Source organism: Alienimonas californiensis, from assembly GCF_007743815.1.
GTDB lineage: Bacteria > Planctomycetota > Planctomycetia > Planctomycetales > Planctomycetaceae > Alienimonas > Alienimonas californiensis.
This window is the reverse complement of the sequence record NZ_CP036265.1, coordinates 522,501-545,855: the sequence shown is the minus strand read 5'-3', so window position 1 is coordinate 545,855 and position 23,355 is coordinate 522,501. Positions and strand designations below refer to the sequence as shown.

The window sequence follows — 23,355 nt, the reverse complement described above, 5'->3', positions numbered from 1 at the left end:
GGGGTGGTATCGTGCCCTCCCGGCCGCCCCTTTCCGCGGCTTCGTGCGCGTCGCCCCGAACCCGACAGATCGCCCCCCGTGTTTGCGAACTCCGCCGTCCGCCGGTCGCTCCCCCGTCGGCTTTCGAACCGCGTTCCGCGTCGGCTGCTCCGGCTGATCTGTGCGGCGCTGTGCGCGGCGACGCTGGGCGGCGCGCCGGCGTTCGCCCAGAACATGCTGCCCGCCCCCCGGGAGCTGCAGGCCGCGGGGCTGGAGATCGCCTGGTGGGCCGTCGCCGCGGTGCCCGCGGGGCGGGGGCAGGTGGAGCACCTCACCGCCGACGAAAACGCGGTGTACGTGCAGACGAACGACAACCTGTTGACCGCGATCAACCTCACCAGCGGGGCGAAGAAGTGGGCGATCCGCGTCGGCCGGGACGGGCAGACGGCGGTCCGGGTAGCGACGGCGCCGCCGGTCGAAGCGGCGCCGGGCGGGAAGTCTTCCCCGGGGCTGGTGCTCGCCTGCGTGGGGCGGACGGCCTACGGGATTCATCAGGACACCGGCGAGACGATGTGGGCGCTGCCCCTGCCGCAGGCCGCCGTCGCCGCCCCCACGATCGGCGACACCGAGGACGGCCGCCGGCTGTTCGTGCCCACCGTCACCGGCAGCGTCTATAGCTTCGATATGGGCACGATTGAAGATTATCACATGGAGAAACGCCTGGAGGAGTTCGCCACCGGCACGCAGCGCTGGCGCTACGAAACCGGCTCCCCGCTGATCGGCGGCGTGGTGGTGGACGGTATCGCCGCGGTGTTCGCCAACGTCCGCGGCGTGATGTACGGCGTGGACGCGGAGAAACGCGAACTGCTGTGGCGCTTTGAAACCGACGGCCAGGCGACCGCCCCGATCGTCGCCGCCGACGGCGTCGTCTACGTCGCCTCCTCCGACCGAAACCTGTACGCCGTCGACATCACCAACGGCCTGGATCGCTGGGAGTTCGTCACCCGCGAGCCCGTTCAGACGGCCCCCGCCGTCGTGCAGGGAGCACTGTACGTCACGCCGGGGCGGGGCGGGGTGGCCCGCCTGGACCGGGACACCGGCCGAGCGATCTGGCAGGCGGATCGCACGACCGGGTTCCTCGGTCAGGCGGGGGAGCGGGCGTACGTCTCTGATTTCGCCGACAACGTGGTCGCGCTGGATCTGGCGACCGGCCGTCGGATCGGTTCGGTGCGGATGGACCGCTTCCCCGTGCGGATGCAGAACGCGCTGACCGACCGCGTGATCGTGTCGAACAAGACCGGCATCGTGCTCTGCCTGAAGGCCGCCGGGAGCGGTTTCCCGGTCTACTTCGCCAACCCGGAGCGGCGCCCCGTCGAACCCAACTTCGCCGACGACGCCCCCGCCGACCAGGCCCCCGCCCCCCCTGCCGACCCGGCCGCCGCCCCCGCGGGCGCCCCGGCCGCCGTCGAGAACTGACGCGGCCCCGCCGTCCGTTCGCAGTTCGTTTTCCTCCCCCCGCCGCCGCCCGGCCCCCGTCAGGATTTGATGCCCCGCGCCCTGCTGTCCGTCACCGATAAAACCGGTCTCGCCGACTTCGCCGCCGGCCTCGTGGAGGTCGGTTATGAATTGATCTCCACCGGCGGCACGCTCCGCCATCTGCGGGACGCCGGGCTGCCGGCGCTCGGGATCGAGGAGGTCACGGGCTTCCCGGAGATGCTCGACGGCCGGGTGAAAACGCTGCACCCCAAGGTGCACGGCGGCCTGCTGGGCCGCACCGACCTGCCGGAGCACGCCGCCGCGATGGCGGAGCACGACATCCAGCCGATCGATCTGGTCTGCGTGAACCTGTACCGGTTCGAGGAGGCCGCGGCGAAGGGACTGCCGGAGGCCGAGACGGTGGAACAGATCGACATCGGCGGCCCCTCGATGCTCCGCAGCGCCGCCAAGAACTACGAACGCGTCGCCGTGGTCACGGACGCGGAGCAGTACGACGACGTGCTCGCCAAGCTGAAGGCCGGCGGCCTGAGCGTGGACGACCGCCGGATTCTCGCCGCCAGTGCGTTCGCTACGACCGCCGCCTACGACGCCGCCATCGCCGGCTGGTTCGTCGAACAAACCGCCGACGCCGACGCCGATGAAGAGGCGGGCGAAACCGCGGACGACGCCGCCTTCCCGGCCCGGTTGTCGCCCTCCTTCGAGAAGCGGACCGACCTGCCCTACGGCGAGAATCCCCACCAGCGGGCGGCGTTCTTCGTCGAACCGCACCCCGGCCCGGAGACGCTCGCCGCCGCCGAGCAACTGCACGGCAAGGGGCTGAGCTACAACAACCTTCTGGATTTGGACGCCGCCCGGGCACTCATCCGGGAGTTCGACGCCCCCGCCTGTGCGGTGCTCAAGCACACCAACCCCTGCGGCTGTGCAGAGCACGAGGACCCGGTGACGGCCTTCCAGCGGGCCTACGCCGGCGACCCGGTCAGCGCGTTCGGTTCGATCATCGCCGTGAACCGCCCGGTGACGGCGGCCCTGGCGGAGGCGATCTGCGAAACGGCCGGCTTCGTCGAGGCCCTGCTGGCCCCCGGCTTCGACGACGACGCCCTCGACCTGCTCACCTCCCGGCCGGTCTGGAAGAAGAACGTGCGGCTGATGTCGCTCCCCGGCCTGCTCGACGCCGCCCCGGTGACGACCGACCTGCGACGCGTCAGCGGCGGGTTGCTGGTGCAGGACCGGGACGAGGCCGCCGTCGACCCGGCCGAGTGGGAGTGCAAAACCGACCGCCAGCCGACCGCCGCGGAACGGGCCGACCTGATCTTCGCCCAGCGGGTCGTGAAGCACCTCAAGAGCAACGCGATTTGCTATGTGAAGGACCGCCAGTTAGTCGGCGCCGGGGCGGGCCAGATGAGCCGGCTCGACAGCGCCAAGATCGCCGCCGAAAAGGCCGACGGCCGGGCGGCGGGCGGGGCCTGCGGCAGCGACGCGTTCTTCCCGTTCCGCGACGGCGTGGACGCCGCCGCGGCGGCCGGCGTGACGGCGATCGTCCAACCCGGCGGCAGCAAGCGCGACGACGAAGCGATCGCCGCCGCGAACGAGCACGGCCTCGCCATGCTGTTCACCGGCCGCCGCCACTTCCGGCACTGATATGAGCCCGACGCGCAAGCGTCGGCCGTGCGTCGTCCACGGTGACGACGCACGGCCGGAGCGACCGCTTCGGGCTGGCGCTCGTTAATCGATGCCCGCCAGCGCCTCGAGTGCCGCGGCCCGCAGTTCGGGGTTCTCGGCCTGCGCAGCGTCTAACAGCGGTTCGGCGAGGGCGTCCGTCGTGGGGCGGGCGGAGCGGACGGCGTCCAGGAGGAGGTCTACTGCGGACCGATGGACGTGCACAGTCGTGCGGAGCGAGTCGTAGGCCCTTGCCTGCCTGTCTTCCAGCCGACGGCGCTCGGCCCGCCGTTCCTCGTCGTCCGGCCAGAACTCGACCCCCTCCGGGAGCGTCGGTTCCGGTCGCTCGAGGCCGCCGACCAACGCACGGACGCCGTCCGCGGCACCGGCCGTCTCCTTCAAGACCCGCACGGCCGCCGTTCGCTCCGCTCGGAACTCACCGTTCGGTCCGAAGGGCGGCCCGAACTGCCCGCCGAAGTACGCGACGAAATAGGCCGCCTCCGCGTCCGGGGCGGTCGCGCCGAGTGCCGCCATCGTGGTGACGAGCTCGTCTTTCTCCTCGTAGAACTCGTTGACTGGAGCCCACTGCTCCTCTGTCGGCTCGTCGCCTTCTAGCCCTGCCCGGGCGAGATCTGCTTGTCGGGAGACCTTGAGTTCCCTCCGCATCCCATCGACGAACTCTGCGAACAGCGCCGCGTTCTGCTCTGCCGACAGTGCCCCCGGGTCCACCGATGCCCGCAGGAGCTTCATGCGCGTTTGGACCGGGAGCGCGTCGTCCTCCGACGCAGCCTCGAGGGCGGCGGCGATGCGGTCGCGGGTGGCGTCGCTCAGACCCAGTTCGCGGACAGGGTAGAGCACCCCGTCCAACGTGACGCCGATGATGCGGCGAGACGGGCCGCGCTCGCCCCGTCGCAGCGCCAGCGAGACGACCCGCAGCCCGTCGCTCTCCCGCGTCAGCCGCCCGTCGGTCAGCGCTCGCTCGGCCCGGGCGGCGAGCATCTCTTTGGCCGGCTCCTCACGAACAAATCTCTGGAGACTCCCGCGAATCTCTTCCTCTGTCACGGGAGGCAGGCCGTCGGCCACGGCGTTGGAATAGCTCCTGTTGAACTGCTCCGCCGCCTCCGCCAGCGTGGGGCCGGGGGGGACGGCGGAAGACTCTTCTTCGGGGATCGAGAATTGAAAAATCGTCGGGGCGCCGGGGGTCTTCATTTCCACGAACAGTTTCGACCCGTTGACCTCGGAGGATGGATCGAGACGAATAATACTGATCCGCCCGCCGCGGGGCGCCTCTTCGCCGCGGAGGACCCAGTCGTACGGCGCGGTTGTGGTTCGATTCCAGTCCCGAAAGCCGCGGCGGATCGCGGCGGCGACGGTTTCGACGGTCAGCGGGACCTGCTTTCCGCCGGCCGTTCCGTTGTACGCCTCGACGGCGCTCGCCAGCGAGTCGCTCCCGCCCGTCCAGCGTTTGTGTTCCTCCACCCGCACGCCGGGTTCTTCCGGGGCCCGCATCGCCGTCGGCGCCTCGGTCGGCGTTGCCTCCGCCGGCTCCACAGCCTCAGTCGCGTCCTCGGCGACCTCCACGTCCGCCGGCGGGGCCGGCGGCTGGGCGAATGCCGCCCCCGCCCCGAGCAGGCCGAAGGCGAAGACGAACGACGCCGTTCGCCAGGATCGCCCCCGGCGGGGGGCGCGGGAAGCCTGGCCTGAGCGAATCATCAGTCGTCTCCGGGGCGTGGGAGGGAACGGCCGATCCTACTTGGCCCGCAGCACGTACACCACGTCTTCGGTGAGCTCGTCAATAATGATCGGCTCCTCGATGTCGTAGCAGAAGTCGTACGTCTCCAAGATTTCAAACCGGTCGACGGACGAGAATAATTCCGCCATTTCTTTGCGGGTGTAGGTGCGATAGTGCATCGTGTCCCGCATCACGAAATGCCGGGTCGGCGTGGTGATGTTGAACGTCATCCCCAGCGTTTCCATCCGCTTCGAGCGGTCGAAATCCGTCGTCCGCAGGTCGGAGATAATGCTCAGCTGGCCGCGGCGGGCGTGCCAGGTCTCCTCGCCCTCCCAGTCGTCGTCCTCCGGCGTGAGGTGCAGGCCGAGCAGATACAACCCGCCCGGCTTCAAGGCGTCGGCGACGCAGTTGAGATGCGATTGCGCCTCCGCCTCGCTGCCGAGGTGGCGGAAGGAATTGATCATGTTGAAGCAGGCGTCGACCGGCTTCTGGAGTTTGAAGTCGGCCATATCGCCGACGACCGCCGTCTCCGGCAGCCCGTGCCGTTTCAGGCGTTCGTTGCAGAAGGCGACGGCCTTTTCGTTCAGGTCGTTGCCCGCGACGGCGAGGCCCGCCTTGCCGAGCTTCACCATCAACCGGCCGGTGCCGCAGGCGGGTTCGAACGTCGTTTTGACTTTCCCGGGGCGATATTTGTCGAAGCATTCCAACAGGAAGTCGTATTCGGCCTTCCAGTCGCTGCCGAAGACGAGGTCGTAATATTTCGGGAAATCGTAGAGGTTCGCCCGCACCTCCTCCGGGGCCGGCTCGACCTCGCCGTGGTCGGGGGGGATGGGGACGAGCACGTCGTCGTCGGAGGCTTGGTCCTGGGAGGCGTCGTGGGCGGCGGGCATCGGCGAGAGCGGGCGAGTCGGGTAGGGTGTTCCGCAGGATAGCCGCTCACCCGTTTTCCGCCCCCCGATGGCCGCCGCTTTCACCTTCTCCGACCGCGCCCGCGGCATCGACGCCAGCGGGATCCGCAAGGTCTTCGATCTGGCCGCCCAGCTCGAAGACCCCATCAACCTCTCCATCGGCCAGCCGGACTACCCGGTGCCGGACGCCGTCAAAACCGCGATCGCCACCGCCGTGGCGAACGACCGCAACGCCTACAGCCCGAGCCAGGGCGTCGCCCCGCTGGTCAGCCGGTTGCAGGCGGACGTCGACAAGGCGTTCGGCCACGCCGACCGCCGGGCGTTCGTGACCAGCGGGACCAGCGGCGGGTTGATGCTGGCGCTGTCGGCGCTGGTGAACCCGGGGGACGAGGTCGTCGCCTTCGACCCGTACTTCGTGATGTACAAGCACCTCACCACACTGTGCGGCGGGGTGTGCAAGTTCGTCGACACCTACCCGGACTTCCGCATCGACGTGGAGAAGGTCCGGGCCGCGATTGGACACAAGACGAAGGCGATCCTCTGCAACAGCCCGGCGAACCCGACCGGGGCCGTGATGACGGAGGAGGAAGCCCGCGGCCTCGCCGAACTGAGCCGGGAGACCGGCGTGCCGTTGATTTCCGACGAGATTTATGAACTGTTCTGCTACGACGGGCCGTTCGTCAGCCCGGCGACGTTCGACGAAAACTGTCTGGTGGTCGGCGGATATTCCAAGACCTACGGCATGACCGGCCTGCGGGTCGGCTACGCCCACGGGCCGAAGGCGCTGATCGAGCAGATGATCAAACTCCAGCAATACACCTTCGTGTGCAGTCCCCAGCCGGCCCAGTGGGGGGCGCTGGCGGCGCTGGACGTGGATATGTCCGCCCGGGTCGAGGAATACCGCGGCAAACGCGACCTGCTGGCTGGCCTGATCGGCGAGAATTTCCCCGTCCGCGGGGCCGACGGGGCATTTTATATGTTCGTCCCGGCCCCGTGGGGCACGGGCACGGAGTTCGTCGCCGCCTGCATCAAGGAGGGCCTGCTGGTCATCCCCGGCAACGTCTTCAGCGAGCAGGACACCCACTTTCGCATCAGCTACGCCGCCACCGACGACACGATCCGCCGCGGGGCCGAAGTCTTGAACCGGTTGGCCGAACGCGGGCCCGCCTGACGGGGGGGCCCCTGTAAGCCAGAAGCGCAAGCGAGGGGGACGACGTACCTCCCGGATCGGAGCCGTGAACGTCGGTGGCAGCCCGTTTCCCTCGCTTGCGCTTCGGGCTCACAGCGTCGTCACTTCGCCATCAACTGCGCCACCGCGTAGAGGTCGTCGGCGAGGTCGTCGTACATCCGCTGGGTGGCGTCCTCCTCCGGGACCCGCAAGATCGCGGAGGGGTGCCAGGTGGCGGTGGTGATCGGCGAGAACGGCGTCTCCCGAATCTCCCCCCGCTGCTTGGTGATCCGAAAATCCCGGCCCAGAATCGCCTGGGCCGCGGTCGCCCCCAGGCAGACGATCGCCCGCGGTTTGATCGCGGCGAACTCCGCCTCGATCCACGGTTTGCAGGCGGTGATCTCCCGGGCGCTCGGTTTGGCGTGGATGCGGCGGGAGCCCTGTAGCGTATGTTTAAAGTGCTTGACCGCGTTCGTGATATAGACCTTCGAGCGGTCGATGCCGGCGTCTTCGAGGGCGTCGTTGAGCACCTGCCCGGCGGGGCCGACGAACGGCTCGCCGGTGCGGTCCTCGTTGTCGCCGGGCTGCTCGCCGACGAACACGATTTCCGCGTCCGCCGGACCGCTGCCAAAGACCGTTTGCGTGGCGTCCTTGTACAGGTCGCACCCCCGGCAGCCCTCGGCGGCTCGTTCGAGGGCGGAGAGGTCCGTGCGGCGAGCGGGGTCGTCGGGGAGAAACTCGGCGGCGGACATCGAAAAGCCTTCGGTCGTGGAGATCATCCGCCGCTCGCGGTCGGCGGCGCTGCGGATCAGGTCGGGAATGGCGGCGGCTTCGGGCAACGTCGGCCAGTGCCGCACGGGCAGCTCGGCCTTCATGGCCCTCACCTTCAAGCGGGCGGGATTGAAGATGTGTCGATAATAGGTGTCCCAGAGTTCTTCCGTCGGGTCCTCCGCCGGAAGTTCGGACCGGGGAACCCCGGGGCCGTACGTCAGTTCGCGGGTGTCCCAGACCGCCGACTCCCGCGGGGTAAGGATCGCCCAATGCATCGGAGCGAACCGCCGCACGAAGAAGGGCGCCGCCGCCCGCACGATGTGATGATCCGGCCGATGCCACGCCACGAAACGCTCGCCATGCGGCGTGTTCGGTTCGCTGACCCGGCGGAAACGGACGAAGGCCTTCATCTTGTGGACGTCCCGCCGCACGGCCTTCGCCCAGGTTTGCAGGCGAACCACGTCCGGGTCGGCGGCGTCGTGCATCAGGTGCGGTTCGCCGTGCGTCAGGCGCCACAGCAGGGCGTACAGCGTTTCCCAACGGGCCGGGTCCGAGTGACAGGCCGCCCCCCGGGCCAGCTTGAGAAACGTCGGCGGCACGCGGAGAGTCGTCGTCGCCGCGTTCGCCTCCGCGGGGGGCTCCGCGGCGAACAGGCCGTCGCCGGCCGCGGCGTCGTGGGCGTCGGTCCAATGCACCGCCGCGGGATGAACACGCTCCGACAGCAACCCCCGGGCGACGCCGCGAAACTCCTCCCAGCGGTCGGCGGTCGCGTGCTGCATCGACGGGGGCGGACGACGGAAACGAGAACTCCTCATTGTACGCCCGAACACTTTCCCGGACAGGTTACGACCCGCCCGCCGCGACGGTTCCCACGGTGATGAATGACGGAGAGGCCCGCCGACGGGTGGACAGCATCGAATATCTGCACGCGGTCGTCGTGCTGGCCTGCGTGCGCACGGGGTTGCGGTACGGCATCGACCGCTCGGACCGCAGCGAAGCGTTCTACGTGAAGCTGTTTCGCCCCCTCGGTTCGCCGTCGCCGCTCGGCGGCGCGCCTCGGCACGAGGCGGAGCGTGGCCACTGGTGGGGAGTCCGGGTGGCGGCCCACCTGCCGGTGTACCGGTGCAGTCAGGACTACGCCCAGATCCACGTTCCCCGAACCGTCGCCGACCCCGCGGAGCTGCGGGCCGCGGAGCGGGGATTAATCCGGCAGATCGAAGCCGGCGGCCGGGTGATCGCGGACCCGGAGGAGGTCCGCGAAGCGATGTTCGCCGCCTTCCGGACCAAACGCGACGGCGTCGAACGCCCCGGCCCTGCCGGCGGCCGCTGGCGCTGGCGGGAGAAGAGCCTGCGTTGGAAGCTGATCGCGGTCGACGGCGTGCCCGCCGCCGACGTGCCCGGCGACGTGCGGCGGTTGGTCGCCCGGTTCGTCCCGACGGAGGCCCCGGCCGTGCGGCTGACCCCGCGGGAGCAGTCCGACGTCCGGCACCGCCTCAACGCCCGCGCCCGCTGGGCGTATGAAGAAGAGCGAGCGGCGGGCGTCAGCCCCCTGAGGCGTTGACGCTCTCGCCCCCGCTCGCCTGCTCAGCGGGCTGACGCCCCCGCTCGCCTTGCGGGGCGGATTGTTTTATGCACCGTCGGTCCGTTCTCGTACAGGTCCGACCGATGCCGTTCGCCGCCCCGCTGCTGCTCGTCGCCGCCCTCGCCCCGGCCGATGCCCAAACCGTCACCGCCGACGCGGTCGCCCCGGTGTCGTTCGCGGCGTTCGCCATGCCGGATCAATTCGGAACCGCCCACGCCGTCGGCGGGACAGGGCCGGGCGTGACGGTGCTGCTGTACGGCGACCGCGAGGCCGCGGAGGCCAGCCGCGACCTTGGCGCCGCGTTGCACGTGCTCTTTCACCCCACGGCGAAGGATCAATCCGCGAAGGCGGCCGCCAAGGCGCCCGTGCGGCCGGTGCCGGGCGCGGCCGCGGGGGCCGTCATTCCCCCGGTGCACGTCGTCGCCGCGGCGAGCGCTCCCGGCGTGCCGGGGCCGGTTCGCTCCGTGATCGCCTTCCAACTGCGGCGGGCCGCCCCGCACACGCCTGTCCTGCTGGACTGGAACGCCGATCTCGCCCGTCAGTTCGGTCTGACCTCCGGCGCCCCGAACGCCGTGGTGATCTCCGCGACCGGCGTCGGCTATCCGGTGGACGTGAGCGACGAGAAGGCCGCGGACCGCATCGAGGCCGCCGTTGAAACGCTCCGCCGGCGGATGACGACCACGCGCTGAAGCGACGCCCCCGCGGCCGAACGCAGGTCGCGGACGGTTCCTCGCCGGTATCGGACGGGGAGGGGGCGCCGTAAAATCGGCGGAGATGAATTCGTTCTCCGTCTTTTCCGGCGCCGCATTGATGGTTCGCTTTGGCTTGGTTCGACTCGCCGCCGTCCTGTGCGGCGTCGGGGCGGTCGCGGGGTCGACCGCCTTCGCCGCGGAGGAACCGCAACGGCCGCCGAACGTGGTGCTGATCCTGGCCGACGACCTCGGCTGGAGCGACACCACCCTGTACGGCACGACGAGCTTGTACCAGACGCCGAACGTCGCCCGCCTCGCCGAACGCGGGCTGACGTTCACCCGGGCCTACGCGGCCAGTCCGCTGTGCTCGCCGACGCGGGCGGGGATTCTCACCGGACTGTCGCCGGCCCGGGTGGGGATCACGGCGCCGAACTGCCACCTGCCGCGGGTCGTGTTGGAGCCGTCCGCCAACCCGACTGCCCCGCCGGGGATGAAGGCGACGACCTGCAATTCCGTCACCCGGCTCGACCCGAAGTACCTCACGCTGGCGGAGACTTTGCGGTCGCACGGCTACACGACGGGACATTTCGGCAAGTGGCACCTCGGCCCGGAGCCATATTCGCCGCTGGAACACGGCTTCGGTGTGGACGTTCCACACTGGCCCGGCCCCGGCCCGGCCGGCAGTTTCGTCGCCCCCTGGAAGTTCCCGAATTTTCCGCCGAACTCCCCGCGGGAGCACATCGAAGACCGCATGGCGGAGGAGGCGTCGCGGTTTATTGAGGACCACAAAGACGAGCCGTTCTTCCTGAACTACTGGCAGTTCAGCGTGCACGCCCCCTTCGATGCCAAGCCGGAGCTGATCGAAAAATATCGGCCGAAGGTCGACCCGGACGACCCGCAGCGGAGCCCGACGTACGCCGCGATGGTGGAGAGCTTCGACGACGCCGTCGGCACGTTGCTGGACACGCTGGACCGGCTCGGCCTGGCCGAGAATACGCTGATTATCTTCACCAGCGACAACGGGGGCAATATGTATAACGAGATCGACGGCACGACCCCCACCAGCAACGCCCCGCTGCGGGGCGGGAAGGCCACGATGTACGAGGGCGGCGTCCGCGTCCCGTGGGTGACCGTCCTGCCCGGCGTGACCGAGCCGAGAACTGTCAGCGACGCCCTCGTCCAAACCACCGACATCTACCCCACCGTGCTGGAGGCCGCCGGTCTTCCGGCGCCCGACGGGCTGAAGTTCGACGGCGTCAGCCTCGTCCCGGCTCTGAACGGCGGAGAGTTGGAGCGGGACGCGATCTTCACTTACTTCCCGCACGCCCCGCGGGTGCCCGACTGGCTCCCGCCCTCGGCCAGCGTCCACTGGACCGACGACGACGGCACGCTGTGGAAACTGATCCGCCTGTTTCACGAGGGCGGCGGCCCCCGCGGCGGTCCGCACCAGTTGGTCCTCTATAATCTCACGGACGACCCCGGCGAGACGACGAATCTGCTGGCCGCCAAACAGATCCGGGCTCAGCAACTCAACGGTAAGCTCGAGCAGTTTTTGACGGAGAGCGGCGCCCCGCTGCCGCGCAAGAACCCCAACTTCGACCCGGCCAAGTATCGGCCGGAACTCGTCGGCGTCTCCGCCCAGCCTCGGAAACAGGCGGCGGGCAAGTAGGCCGTCCCTCACACCTCGCCGGTGAGGGCGCTGCCGGCGGCGTCGAACAGCAAGCCCTGCGTCAGCTGGGGGGCGAACCGCTCCCGCAGAGATTCGCTGTCGAGGAACTTCCCCCCGCCCGGGTCGGCGGTGAGCAGGAACGGCCGGGCCTTTTTCAGCGGCACCCGCAATCGCTTGAGATCGGCCAGCCGCACCGCCCGGAAGCGGCGGATCTTGAGGATGCGCTCCACGCTCCGCACCCCCAGCCCGGGCACGCGGAGCAGCGTCTCCTTCGCCGCTTTATTGATATCGACGGGAAACAATCCGCGGTGCCGCAACGCCCAGGCGGTCTTCGGGTCGAGGTCTAGATCGAGGTCCGGGGCGTCGTCCGGAGTGATCTCCTCGGCATTAAAACCGTAGAACCGCAGCAGCCAGTCGGCCTGATAGAGCCGGTGCTCCCGCACCAACGGCGGCGACTGCCCTGGCAGCCGGGCGTCTGCGTGGGGAATCGGGCTGTAGGCGGAGTAATAGATCCGCCGCAGATCGTGGCGTTTGTAGAGCCGCGTCGAAGTCTTGAGGATTTCGCGGTCCGGCGTGTCCGTGGCCCCGACGATCATCTGCGTGCTCTGCCCGGCGGGGGCGAAGGGGGCGGCCTGAAAGCCCCGCCGACGGTCCGCCCGGTTCGCCTCCCGGCGGGTCTTCACTTCAGCCATTGCGGCTTCAATCTGCGGCGTGCGCTTCTCTGGGGCGAGTTTCTGGAGGTCGGTCTCCGTCGGCAACTCGACGTTCACGCTGAGCCGGTCGGCGAACAGGCCGGCCTGCTCGATCAGTTCCTCGGAGCATTCCGGAATCGTCTTCAGGTGAATATAGCCGCGGAAATGGTGATCTTCCCGCAGCCGGCGGGCGACCTCGACCAGCTCGGCCATCGTGTCGTCCGGCGAGCCGATGATGCCACTGGAGAGGAACAGTCCTTCGATATAGTTCCGCTTGTAGAATTCGAGCGTGAGGGAGACGACTTGTTCAATTTTGAACCGGGCCCGCCGCACGTCGGAGGTGACGCGGTTCACGCAATACTGGCAGTCGAAGATGCAGTAATTCGTCAGCAGAATCTTCAGCAGCGACACGCAGCGTCCGTCCGGCGTGTAGCTGTGGCAGATCCCCATGCTCTCGGTCGAACCGATGCCCGGATCGCTGTTCTTCCGGCGGTCGCGGGCGCCCTTCGCCCCGCTGCTGGCGCAACTGGCGTCGTATTTGGCGGCGTCCGCGAGGATCGCCAGCTTGCCGCGGACGTCCAACGGCCCTTTCGCCTGCAACGCCGGCGTGGGGTGGGACGTCGGCGGCGTCTCCGAGGGCGATCGCGCCGGCAATACGAAAGCGGACATGGGCGAGCCGGTGGGAGGCGGAACAGTGGACGAGCGTATCCCTGTTCAACCGCCGCGGACAGGCCGATTTCACGACGCGATCGCGGCGCTTTTGCCGTATTCCGCGAGGTCGCCGTCAAATCCGGTTCCTATCGCCCAGCCGGGGCGAGCGTCGCCTGCCACGCGGCAAAGTCGGCCGCCATGCGTTCGACCCGCTCCGGCTGCGACGCGGCTAAATCGTGAGCCTCCCCCGGGTCGGCGAGTAGGTCGTAGAGCTGCCACGGGGCGTTCCGCTTCGGGCGGATCAGTTTGAAGCGGTCCTCGGTCCAGGCGTCGCGGCTCTGAAAGGTAAAGCCGATGGGGCTGGTCCGTTCCGTCGCCCCGTCGCGGAGCAGGGGGAGTACGTTCATCCCCTCCCGGCCAGGGTCCCTCGGCGGCTCCAGCCCCGCGGCGGCCAGGACCGTGGGGAACAGGTCCGTGGAGACGACGGGCAGGTTCGTCGCGCCGCCGCCGGACAGCCCGCCGGCCGGCCATTCGATCAGCCCCGGGACCCGCACGCCGCCTTCGTATAGATCGCGTTTGCGACCGCGGAACGGGCCGGCCGAGCCGGGGGCGGTCGCGTCGCCCTCCGGGCCGTTATCGGAGCAGAAGACGACGAGGGTCTTCTCCGCGACGCCGGCCTCCCGCAGCGTCGCCCGGACCCGACCGACGGCGGCGTCCAGGGCCGCGACGCTGCCGCGATAGTGTTTCTCGTAGTCCGACAGATGCGCGAACCGGGCCGCGTCTTCCGCCCCGGCGACCACCGGCAGGTGCGGGGCGTGGAACCAGACGACCGCGAGGAACGGCCGCCCCACTGTCGCCCTGTTTTCAATAAACGCCGTCGCCCGATCGACGATCCGGTCTGAATCGTCGCCCCGCAGCTCCTCCGCGGTTTGCCCCGGTCCCGTCCAATACGCGGTGCCGTAGGGCACGGCGTCGGCGGGGTCGGCGACCGGCTCCCACCACGTCGAACGGGCGCCGACCTTCGGCTTCCACAGCGGATCGAAGGTGGGAACTTTCGATTCCGTGGCGAAGGTCACGTCGAACCCGTGCTCCCAGGGCGGGGCGTAGTCCTTGAGGTTGCCGGGCCGGCCGCGGTTCGCGTCGCGGACGTCGGTCGTCAGCGTGCCGAGGTGCCATTTCCCGAAGAAGCCGGTGGCGTATCCGGCATCCCGCAGGCGTTCGGCGAGCGTCTCCTCCTCATCCGGTAAATGGCCGACGTTGGCGTGGGTGATCCCTACCCGGTGCGGGTGCCGGCCGGTCATCACGCTGGCCCGCGTGGGGCTGCACACCGGCGAGGCGGCATAGAACCGCTCCAGCCGCACGGCGTCCTTCGCCCATTCGTCGAGGTGCGGGGTGAACGCCCCCGGCGAGCCGCCGGCGTCCCGGTGATAGCCCACGTCCCCCCAGCCGAGGTCGTCGGCCATCATCAACACGATATTCGGTCGTTCCGTCGGGGCGTCGGCCCCGGCGACGACGGCGGCGAGCAGCAACGGGGCGAACATCGGCGACGACTGAGCGAGGGGCGATTGGCGGACGGGGAACCGATGTCTACCATTCGACCGGCCCGCCGTCACCCTGCCGCGTCATGTCCGAACTGCTCACCCGCACCGACCGCGGCCTGTATTGCGAGGCGGGCGACTTCTATATCGACCCTTGGGGGCCGGTCGAGCGGGCGGTCGTCACCCACGCGCATGCCGATCACGCCCGCCGCGGCATGGGCGCCTACCTCACCGTCCCCGAGGGCGAACCCGTCCTGCGGCCTCGCATGGGCGCCGAGGCGAAGATCGACACGGTTCCCTACGGCGAGCCGATAACGATCAACGGCGTGCGGGTCAGCCTGCACCCCGCCGGCCATATCCTCGGCAGCGCCCAGGTGCGGGTGGAACATCGGGGCGAGGTCTGGTGCGTCTCCGGTGATTATAAGCTCGGTTCCGACCGCACCTGCGCGACCTTCGAGCCCGTGCCCTGCCACACCTTCATCACCGAAAGCACCTTCGGGCTGCCGGTCTATCGGTGGGCGCCCCAGGAGGAGGTCTTCGCCCAACTCAACGACTGGTGGGCGACGAACCGAGCGGACGGCAAGGTGAGCGTGCTGTTCGCCTACGCCCTCGGCAAGGCCCAGCGATTGCTGGCCGGGGCGGACGCGAGCATCGGACCGATCTACGGCCACGGCGCCGTGCAGGTGTGCAATGAGGGCTACCGCCGGGCGGGGATCGAACTGCCGCCCTGCGAATACGCCGGCCGCGGGGAGCGGGGGAAGGACTGGGACGGCGCCCTGGTCGTGGCCCCGCCCGGCGCCCGCGGCACGCCCTGGCTACGGAAGTTCCGCAATTACAGCACGGCGTTCGCCAGCGGGTGGATGCTCGTCCGCGGCCAGCGCCGCCGCCGGGCCGTCGACCGTGGCTTCGTGATGAGCGACCACGCCGACTGGCCCGGCCTGCTGCAGACAATCGCGGACACCGGCTGCGAACGCTGCCTGATCACGCACGGCTCCCGCCGCGTGCTGGAACGTTATTTGAACGAGGAGACGAACGTGTCGGCCGCTCAATTGGACACCTGGTTCGAGGGCGAATCCGACGACCGCGGCGAGGAGGCCGACGCCGAGATGGCCGACGCCGGTAACGAGGGGGCCAGCAACGAATGAAAGCCTTCACTCGCTTATTCACCCGGCTGGACGAGACGAACAAGACGCTCGCCAAGCAGGCGGCGTTGGTCGAATATTTCCGCTCGGCCCCGCCGGGGGACGCGGCGTGGGCGGTCTATTTTCTCTCCGGCCGCAAGCTCAAACGGCTCTTATTGTCCCGGGAACTGCGGGCCTGGGGCGCCGCGGAGGCCGGCGTGCCGGATTGGCTGTTCGAGGCGAGCTATGAAGTGGTGGGCGACCTCGCCGAGACGCTGGCGCTCCTGTTGCCGGAGCCGGCCGAGTCGAGCGACCTGCCGCTCAAAACCTTCGTCGAGGACCGCCTGTTGCCCCTCAAAAAGATGGAGGAGGGCGAACGCCGGGCGGCGGTGGCGCTTCTGTGGCGGGAACTGGACCGCCCGCAGCGGTTCGTGGCCGGCAAGTTGATGACCGGCAGCTTCCGGGTAGGCGTGTCGCAGCGCTCGGTAGTGAAGGCCCTCGCGGAGGCCGGCGGGGTCCCCACGGAACTGGTCGCTCACCGCATGATGGGAACCTGGGAGCCGACCGCGGAGTTTTATCGCTCCCTCACCAAGCCGGAGGCGGACGGGGAGATCGACGCCTCCCGCCCGTACCCCTTCTTCCTGGCCCACCCCACCGAGGCCCCCGCCGACGATCTGGCGGACGCAGGCCAGTATTTCGCCGAGTGGAAGTGGGACGGCATCCGCGCTCAGGTGATCCGCCGGCAGGGGCAGAGCTTCGTCTGGAGCCGGGGCGAGGAACTGATCGGGGAGCGGTTCCCGGAGATTCTGGCCGTCGCCGACGCGTTGCCGGACGGCACGGTCCTCGACGGCGAAATTGTGATCGCCAAAGGCGGCGAGGTGCAGAGCTTCGCCCAGTTGCAACGCCGCATCGGCCGCAAGACCGTCGGCAAGAAGTTATTGCAGGACTGCCCGGCCCACTTCGTGCTGTTCGACGTGCTGGAGGCCGGCGGGGAAGACGTGCGCGGTCGGTCGTTGGAAGAGCGGCGGGCGCTGCTCACGGCGATCGCCGTGGCGCTGGGGGAGCGGGGGGTGAACGTCTCCCCCTCGGACGTGTTGGAGGGCGAAACCTGGGCTGAATTCGCCGCCCACCGGGAGCACAGCCGGGCGATGCGGTCGGAGGGGCTGATGCTGAAACGCCGGGACGCCGCCTACGGCGTCGGCCGCGTGCGGGGGCCGTGGTGGAAGTGGAAGGTGGCCCCGTACACCGTCGACGGGGTGATGCTCTACGCCCAACGCGGCCACGGCCGTCGGGCGAGTCTCTATACGGACTACACCTTCGGCGTGTGGGACGACGGGCAACTCGTGCCGTTCGCGAAGGCCTACAGCGGCCTGACGGATCAGGAGATCGGCAGCGTCGACCGCTGGATCCGTCGCAACACGACGGATAAATTCGGCCCCGTCCGCCAGGTCAAACAGGAACGGGTCTTCGAGTTGGCCTTCGAGAACATCCAAAAAAGCTCTCGCCACAAGAGCGGCATCGCGGTGCGGTTCCCCCGCATCGTCCGCATCCGCGACGACAAAACCGCCGCCGAGGCGGACACGCTGGACACGGTGAAGGGCCTGATCGCATGACCCGTCGCCGCACCCGGCCGAACCGGCTCCGGCTCGCCGCCGTCGTCGGTGGCGTGAGTTTGCTCCTCCTTGGAATTACATTCCTGGTTCGGGGCGTCACGCTGGGCGGGGACATGCACTTCGGCTGGTTTCAGGACCCCCGGGCCCCGTACGACTACGACCCGAACTTCACGATGTTCGTCGGGCCCCTGGAGTTCGTCGGCGAGTGGGCCTGGATCGTGCCCACGGCCGCGGGGTTGGGCGGAACCCTCGGCGGCGTCGCGCTTCTGATTTGGACATGGCGGGCCAAGGGGGACTCGTCTGCCCGCCCCCGCCGCCAGGCTGGAAAGGGAGCGCCGGCGTCGGAATGATCGGCCGGTCTCCACGCCGCGACCGGCCGCCTGATGAACCGCTATTTCGTCACGACGACCGACCCGGACGGCCGCCAGGACGTGCGGCACGTCGAAGCGGTCTCCGCCGCCGCGGCGCTGGCGGAGTTGGAGGCCGACGGGCACCGCGACCTCACGCTGCACACCGACGACGTCTCCGCCGAGGCGGTCCGCGGCCAGCCGGACGCCCCGGACCTCACCCCCAAGGAGCAGCTCGAACTGCGGGCGGTGGGGCCGCTGGGGTTCGCCTGGGCGCTGGCGAAGCTGTTTTATCGGAAGACCTGGCTTTCGCACCTCATCGCCGCGGGCGTGGTGATCTTCGTTGTGCAGCGGGACGGGTGGGGGTTCTACGCCTGGCTGGCGGCGGCGTGGTTGGTCTTCCCGCTGCCGTTCAGCCTGTACTCCTCCTTCGTCGGCCCTCACCGCCGGTACAACCGTCTGCTGACCGCCGCCTCGTGGGGGCGGTGGGAGAAGGTCCTCGCCCTTGCCCCCGGACTGCGGGGGAAAGTCCCAGACTTGGAACTGGACGCCCGGGAGGCCGTCGCCCTCGCCGGCCTGGGGCGGCTGGAAGAGGGGCTGGAACTCATGGCGCCCCACCTCGGCCCCCCGCCGGGCGTCGGCAGGCACCCCGACGCGGACGACGAGGACGCGGCGGCGTGGTCCGCAGAGGAGGTCGCCGACCTGTTCCCCGACGAGGAGCCCCCCGCCGAACCGGCTTCCCCTCAGACCGCCGCCCTCGCGATGGCCCACGGCCGGACGGCGGAGGCGTACGGCGTCGCGGAGCGGTACGACGACGTGCTCGAACGACTCCGACGCGCCCACGACCTGGCCCCGGACGACCCGACGATCGGCCTCGACCTCGCCTTGGAACTGCTGAAACGGGGTGAGGCAACCGCGGAGGCCCGACGACTGCTCGACGCGGCGGCGGCCGGACCGGTCAGCGACCTGCTCGCCGCGATCATGCCGTTCGCCGAGGGGCTCTGGGCGCTCCGCACCGGCGACGCCCGCGGGGCGGACGCGCGGCTGTCCGAAGCCCTCGACCGCACCGCACCGTTCGCCCCGGGCAACCCGCTGATGGCGCTCATGCGGGACATGATGCGGGCCTGGCGGGCGTTGGCCCGGGCCGATCACGGCGACCTGCCCGGCGCCCGCAGGGACGCCCGGTCCGCCCGCCCGCGGCTGACGGCCCTCCGGTCCCGGCGGTTGCTGACCGAACTCGACGCCGCCGTGCCGCCCGAGTGAGGCGGCGGGGCGGCCGGCGGGCCGCGGCCGCCTAGACTGACGGCGTGACCGTCCCGAGCGCCGCCGCTGTTCCGCCCCCGCCCGCCGACCGTGGGGCGGTCGGATGAAGCGGGTTCTCTTCGGAGTGACCGGGGCGGCGGCGTTGCTGGGGTCGGTCCCCGTCCTGTGGGCGGGCGTCTGGGCGGTCGGGGCGTTCGCCGAACGGTGGCCGGCCGACGTGGGGATCGGGCGGTATTCCGGCGGGGACGTTCAGGTCCACTCGACCTCCCTCGTCGTGTCGCCCGGGCCGGTCCGATTGGAGAACGGGAGCGCGGCCGCGGCGATCGTCGGGGCGGGGGCCGTCGGCTTCGGAGCCGGGTCGTTTCTGCTGTCCCGGGCGTGGCGGGGGATGCGTGACTGACGCCCCGTCGAGAGCCGCGGTCGCGCGGGCGAAGCGGGCGGTCCGCGGGTGGTTCGAATCGACCGTCCGCAGCCCGTTTCGCTTTCAAACCCAGGCCTGGAACGCCTATGCGAACGGTGAGAGCGGGCTAATTCACGCCACCACCGGCACCGGCAAAACGCTGGCGGCGTGGCTGGGGCCGGTCATCGACGGCCTCGCCCGCGGCGAAATCCGCGACCCTGCCAAAGCCGGCGAGACGGAGACGAAACGCCGCCGCCGTTCCCCGCCGCTGCGGGTGTTGTGGATCACCCCGCTGCGGGCGCTGGCCGGGGATACGGAGCACAGCCTCCGCGTTCCGCTGGACGCCCTCGGGTTGAACTGGTCGTTGGAAAGCCGCACCGGGGACACCGCCTCCAAGATCCGCTCCCGTCAAACCAAGCGTCTGCCGACGGCGTTACTGACGACGCCGGAGAGCCTCTCGCTGGCTCTCGCCCGGACGGACTGCGTGGAGCAGTTCGCCCACCTCGAATGCGTGATCGTGGACGAGTGGCACGAGTTATTAGGTTCTAAACGCGGCAGCCAGACGGAACTCTGCCTCGCCCGCCTGCGGCGTTGGCGGCCGTTTTTGAAGACGTGGGGGCTGAGCGCCACGCTGGGAAATATCGACGAGGCCGCGGAGACGCTGCTGGGGGCCGACGCGGAGATCCCGACCGTCATCTCCGGCGGCCGCCGCAAGAAATACGCGGTCGATTCGATCCTGCCGGAGACCGTCGAACGTTTCCCCTGGTCCGGGCACCTGGGGCTCAAACAGCTCGATCAGGTGTTGCCGATCGTGGAGGGGGCCGCGTCCTCCATTCTGTTTACGAACACCCGCAGCCAGACGGAGTTGTGGTACCAGGCGTTGCTCAAAGCCCGGCCGGACTGGGCGGGGCGGATCGCGTTGCATCATGGTTCGTTGGGCAAGGAGAGCCGCCGGTGGGTCGAGGCGGGGCTCAAGAACGGCGAGTTAAAATGCGTGGTGAGCACGTCGAGTCTGGACCTCGGCGTGGACTTCGCCCCGGTCGAGCGGGTGTTGCAGGTCGGCAGCCCGAAGGGCGTGGCGAGACTGCTCCAGCGGGCCGGCCGCAGCGGGCACGCCCCGGGGCAGACGAGCCGCGTGACTTGCGTGCCGACGCACGCGTTGGAATTGGTGGAGGTCGCCGCCGCCCGGGCCGCGATGGAGGCCGGGGCGATCGAGGCCCGCACGCCGCCCCGCAAGCCGCTGGACGTGCTGGTTCAACACGCCGTGACGATCGCCCTCGGCACGGGGTTCCGTCGGGACGAATTATTAGAAGAAATCCGCACCGCGAGCAGCTTCGCCGCGGTGACGGACGCGGAGTGGGACTGGTGCCTGGACTTCATTACCCGCGGCGGGGAGGCGTTGCGGAACTATCCCGAGTATTCCCGCGTCGCCCTGCGGGAGGGCGAATATCGAGTGGAGGACAAAACCGTCGCCCGCCGGCACCGGATGAGTATCGGCACGATCGCCTCGGACGCGGCGGTCGAGGTGCGGTTCCTCAAGGGGGCCCGGCTGGGCATGGTGGAGGAGGCGTTCGTCAGTCGGCTCAAACCGGGCGATAAGTTCCTGTTCGCCGGGCGGCCGCTGGAGTTGGTCAAGGTGTTCGAGATGAAGGCCTGGGTTCGCAAGGCGAAGGGCGTGACCGGCGCCGTGCCGCGGTGGAGCGGGGGCCGCATGCCGCTCTCCAGCGAGTTAGCCGCTGCCGTGCGCTCCAAGCTGGAGGAGGCCCGCGACGGGAACGACCGTGGGCCGGAGATGACCGCCGTGCGGCCGATCCTCGACCTGCAACAACGCTGGTCCCACCTGCCTGGGCGGGACGAGTTTCTCATTGAACGCACCAAAACCCGCGACGGGCATCACCTGTTTTTCTTCCCCTTCGCCGGCCGGCAGGTGCACGAGGGGCTGGGGGCGTTGTGGGCGCTGCGGCTGTCGCGGAAGGTGTCGACGACGTTCGCCGTCGCGGTGAATGATTATGGCGTCGAGTTATTATCGCCCGTGCCGGCCCCGCTGGAGGCGGCGTTGAAGGACGGACTGCTCTCCCCGGAACGCCTGCGGGAGGACGTAGCGGAGTCGCTCAATGCCGTCGAGATGGCCAAGCGGCAGTTCCGGGAGATCGCCCGGGTCGCCGGCTTGGTATTCACCGGCTACCCCGGCGCCGGCAAGTCCGCGAAGCAGATGCAGGCCTCCAGCGGGCTGCTCTACGACGTCTTTCAAAATTACGACCCGGGCAACCTGCTGTTCAAACAGGCGACCGAGGAGGTGCTGGACCGACAGCTCGACGCGGCCCGACTGGAGGAGACGTTGAACCGCCTCGGCCGGGCTCGTCTGATTCTCAACGAATGCCGCCGCCCGACGCCGCTGGCGTTCCCGCTGTTGGTGGACCGAATGCGGGAGCGCGTCAGCAGCGAAAAGCTGAGCGATCGCGTGAAGCGGATGACGCTGCAATTGGAGCGGGCGGCGGGCTGACCGTCACTTCGGCGCGACCGTCACTTCGCCGACGGGCTCTTTAAATGCTTGTCAAAGAAGGCGACCACCTCGCCGAGCGTCTCGCCGCTGTGAAACTCCTTGCCGCCGTGGGCGCCGCCCTCGATCAGCTTTAACGTGGAATCGACGCCGGCCTTCTGGAGGGCGGCGTGCAGGCGCACGCTCTGGTCCGCGGGGACGACCGGGTCCTCCGTGCCGTGCACGATGAAGAAGGGCGGGTCGTCCGCCGACGCGAAAGTGACGGGGCTCGCCCGGCGGGCCAGTTCCGCCTTCTCCATGACCGGGCCACCGAGCAGCTTATAGACGGGCGAACCCGGGCGGAGCGCCACGCGTTCGTAACCGTCCGACTCGGCGAAGGCGGGGAAGTCGGCGGGGCCGTAGTAGTCGCAGACGGCCTGCACCCGGGCGGACACGTCTTTATTCTTGCCGACGTCGAACGCCGTCTCGTCCCCGGACGTCCCCAGCAGTGCTACGAGGTGCCCCCCTGCGGAGCTGCCCCAGACGCCGATGCGGTCGGGATTGAGATTGTATTCCTTCGCATGGGCTCGGAGGTAACGGATCGCGGCCCGGCAGTCTTCAATTTGGGCGGGGAAGGGGGCGGCGTCGGTCAGTCGATACCCGACGCTCGCGACCGCGTAGCCGTTCTGAATGAACCGCGGGTTCAGCGGCGGGCAGCCCCGTTTGCTCCCGCCGGACCAGCCGCCGCCGTGGATCCAGACGACCACCGGTAGCGGTTCGGCGTTCTGCTCGGCCCCCTCCGGCAGATAGAGATCGAGCTTCTGCCGCTCGTGCCCGTCCGGGACATAGGCGAGGTCCCGGTGGGCGACGACGCCCTTCGGCACGGGCAGCGGTTCGTCCTGGGCGAAGCCGGGGGTCGCGATCAGCGTCGCGGCGACGGCCAGGGACGCCAGGAGGCGAACGGGAACGGGGCGTGGCAGCATGGAACGAGCCGGAGAACGGGGAGCGGGACGAAGCGGGCAAGCGTATCAAATCAGCGCGGGCCGATCCCTTCCCCCGGCCGCGACCGGGCCCGCCCGCCGCGAGGTCGGCGGGGGCGGGCGCTCGCCGGCCTCGCCCCTTAACCCGCTCGCCTTGCCCGTCGCAATGAGCGTCCTACAACGCCGGACCGTCTTCTCCTTCCTCCGCCGTTCGCCCCGCCCATGTCTTCCTCGGACCCGCTGTTCAACCCGCTGACCGTCGGCGATTTAGAAGTCCGGAACCGCGTCTGGATGGCGCCGCTGACGCGGTGCCGGTCCCTGTTGCCGGGGCACGTGCCCTGGCAACTGAACGCCGCCTATTACCGCGAACGGGCGACCGGCGGGCTGCTGTTCTCCGAAGCGACGGAGATCGCTCAGGAGGGCCGCGGCTATCCGGGCGTGCCGGGGCTGTTCACCGACGCCCAGGTCGCCGGCTGGCGGAAGGTCACCGCCGCCGTGCACGAGAGCGGCGGCCTGATCGCCTGCCAGTTATGGCACGTCGGCCGGGCCTCCCATCAGGCGTTTCAACCCGGCGGCAAGGACCCGGTCGCCCCCAGCGCCATCGCCGCCAAGGGCGA

At 69.6% G+C, this 23,355-nt stretch carries 19 protein-coding genes (1 of these 19 cut by a window edge); 13 read left to right on the top strand and 6 right to left on the bottom strand.

Annotated elements, in window-relative coordinates; genetic code table 11:
* The first annotated feature begins 78 nt into the window (after nucleotides 1-78).
* Nucleotides 79-1,455 carry a PQQ-binding-like beta-propeller repeat protein gene (locus CA12_RS02155; RefSeq protein WP_165700505.1) on the top strand — a complete coding sequence of 459 codons (1,377 nt, stop codon included), beginning with the start codon at nucleotides 79-81 and terminating at the stop codon, nucleotides 1,453-1,455.
* Nucleotides 1,456-1,524: 69 nt separating this feature from the next.
* Nucleotides 1,525-3,114 (top strand): bifunctional phosphoribosylaminoimidazolecarboxamide formyltransferase/IMP cyclohydrolase, encoded by a 1,590-nt coding sequence (purH, locus tag CA12_RS02150; RefSeq protein ID WP_145357131.1) that lies wholly within the window; start codon nucleotides 1,525-1,527, stop codon nucleotides 3,112-3,114.
* Nucleotides 3,115-3,198: 84 nt separating this feature from the next.
* On the opposite strand, the gene CA12_RS02145 is transcribed toward purH, so the two are convergent.
* Nucleotides 3,199-4,845, bottom strand: coding sequence for a hypothetical protein (locus CA12_RS02145; protein WP_145357129.1), 1,647 nt, complete (start codon nucleotides 4,843-4,845; stop codon nucleotides 3,199-3,201).
* Between the two features lie 36 nt (nucleotides 4,846-4,881).
* Nucleotides 4,882-5,754, bottom strand: coding sequence for a class I SAM-dependent methyltransferase (locus CA12_RS02140; protein ID WP_145357127.1), 873 nt, complete (start codon nucleotides 5,752-5,754; stop codon nucleotides 4,882-4,884).
* A gap of 67 nt (nucleotides 5,755-5,821) precedes the next feature.
* Here CA12_RS02140 and CA12_RS02135 point away from each other — a divergent pair, with 67 nt between their 5' ends.
* Nucleotides 5,822-6,943 carry a pyridoxal phosphate-dependent aminotransferase gene (locus CA12_RS02135; RefSeq protein WP_145357125.1) on the top strand — a complete coding sequence of 374 codons (1,122 nt, stop codon included), beginning with the start codon at nucleotides 5,822-5,824 and terminating at the stop codon, nucleotides 6,941-6,943.
* Between the two features lie 119 nt (nucleotides 6,944-7,062).
* Here the strand turns inward: CA12_RS02135 and CA12_RS23075 are convergent, their stop codons facing one another.
* Nucleotides 7,063-8,490 (bottom strand): UdgX family uracil-DNA binding protein, encoded by a 1,428-nt coding sequence (locus CA12_RS23075; RefSeq protein ID WP_145357123.1) that lies wholly within the window; start codon nucleotides 8,488-8,490, stop codon nucleotides 7,063-7,065.
* Nucleotides 8,491-8,588: 98 nt separating this feature from the next.
* Between CA12_RS23075 and CA12_RS02125 the strand changes: the two genes are divergently transcribed.
* From CA12_RS02125 to CA12_RS02115, 3 genes are all read left to right on the top strand, one after another.
* Nucleotides 8,589-9,272 (top strand): hypothetical protein, encoded by a 684-nt coding sequence (locus tag CA12_RS02125; RefSeq protein ID WP_145357121.1) that lies wholly within the window; start codon nucleotides 8,589-8,591, stop codon nucleotides 9,270-9,272.
* 104 nt (nucleotides 9,273-9,376) lie between these two features.
* The gene (locus CA12_RS02120) at nucleotides 9,377-9,982 is read left to right on the top strand and encodes a hypothetical protein (RefSeq protein ID WP_145357119.1); all 606 of its coding nucleotides are present in this window, start codon (nucleotides 9,377-9,379) and stop codon (nucleotides 9,980-9,982) included.
* Nucleotides 9,983-10,067: 85 nt separating this feature from the next.
* Nucleotides 10,068-11,654: a sulfatase gene (locus CA12_RS02115; protein ID WP_145357117.1), complete on the top strand. Its 1,587-nt coding sequence runs from the start codon at nucleotides 10,068-10,070 to the stop codon at nucleotides 11,652-11,654.
* A gap of 8 nt (nucleotides 11,655-11,662) precedes the next feature.
* Here CA12_RS02115 and CA12_RS02110 read toward each other — a convergent pair whose 3' ends face one another.
* Together CA12_RS02110 and CA12_RS02105 are read right to left on the bottom strand one after the other, a co-directional pair.
* Nucleotides 11,663-12,928, bottom strand: a complete 1,266-nt coding sequence (locus CA12_RS02110) for a putative DNA modification/repair radical SAM protein (RefSeq protein WP_207622204.1) — start codon at nucleotides 12,926-12,928, stop codon at nucleotides 11,663-11,665.
* Nucleotides 12,929-13,143: 215 nt separating this feature from the next.
* On the bottom strand, nucleotides 13,144-14,538 hold the full coding sequence (locus CA12_RS02105; RefSeq protein ID WP_145357113.1) for a sulfatase family protein: 1,395 nt from the start codon (nucleotides 14,536-14,538) through the stop codon (nucleotides 13,144-13,146).
* 83 nt (nucleotides 14,539-14,621) lie between these two features.
* On the opposite strand from CA12_RS02105, the gene CA12_RS02100 reads away from it, so the two are divergent.
* The 6 genes from CA12_RS02100 (at nucleotide 14,622) to CA12_RS02075 (ending at nucleotide 21,782) form a co-directional block, all read left to right on the top strand.
* Complete coding sequence (locus CA12_RS02100) at nucleotides 14,622-15,680, top strand: ligase-associated DNA damage response exonuclease (RefSeq protein ID WP_145357111.1); 1,059 nt, start codon at nucleotides 14,622-14,624, stop codon at nucleotides 15,678-15,680.
* Nucleotides 15,677-17,269 carry an ATP-dependent DNA ligase gene (locus tag CA12_RS02095; protein ID WP_145357109.1) on the top strand — a complete coding sequence of 531 codons (1,593 nt, stop codon included), beginning with the start codon at nucleotides 15,677-15,679 and terminating at the stop codon, nucleotides 17,267-17,269. Before CA12_RS02100 ends, CA12_RS02095 begins: the two co-directional genes overlap by 4 nt.
* Nucleotides 17,266-17,619: a hypothetical protein gene (locus tag CA12_RS02090; RefSeq protein ID WP_145357107.1), complete on the top strand. Its 354-nt coding sequence runs from the start codon at nucleotides 17,266-17,268 to the stop codon at nucleotides 17,617-17,619. The genes CA12_RS02095 and CA12_RS02090 overlap by 4 nt, the downstream gene beginning before the upstream one ends.
* A 33-nt stretch (nucleotides 17,620-17,652) precedes the next feature.
* Nucleotides 17,653-18,879 carry a hypothetical protein gene (locus CA12_RS02085; protein WP_145357105.1) on the top strand — a complete coding sequence of 409 codons (1,227 nt, stop codon included), beginning with the start codon at nucleotides 17,653-17,655 and terminating at the stop codon, nucleotides 18,877-18,879.
* Between the two features lie 103 nt (nucleotides 18,880-18,982).
* The gene (locus tag CA12_RS02080; protein ID WP_145357103.1) at nucleotides 18,983-19,279 is read left to right on the top strand and encodes a hypothetical protein; all 297 of its coding nucleotides are present in this window, start codon (nucleotides 18,983-18,985) and stop codon (nucleotides 19,277-19,279) included.
* Nucleotides 19,272-21,782, top strand: a complete 2,511-nt coding sequence (locus tag CA12_RS02075; RefSeq protein ID WP_145357101.1) for a ligase-associated DNA damage response DEXH box helicase — start codon at nucleotides 19,272-19,274, stop codon at nucleotides 21,780-21,782. The genes CA12_RS02080 and CA12_RS02075 overlap by 8 nt, the downstream gene beginning before the upstream one ends.
* A 20-nt stretch (nucleotides 21,783-21,802) precedes the next feature.
* Here CA12_RS02075 and CA12_RS02070 read toward each other — a convergent pair whose 3' ends face one another.
* Entirely contained in the window at nucleotides 21,803-22,741 is a 939-nt protein-coding gene (locus tag CA12_RS02070; protein ID WP_145357100.1) for an alpha/beta hydrolase, read from the bottom strand.
* 219 nt (nucleotides 22,742-22,960) lie between these two features.
* On the opposite strand from CA12_RS02070, the gene CA12_RS02065 reads away from it, so the two are divergent.
* Nucleotides 22,961-23,355: the 5' end (the start) of an alkene reductase gene (locus tag CA12_RS02065; protein ID WP_145357098.1), read on the top strand. Its footprint extends 724 nt past the window's final position; 395 of the gene's 1,119 nt are visible here — the first part of the coding sequence; it begins with the start codon at nucleotides 22,961-22,963; its stop codon lies beyond the right edge, outside the window.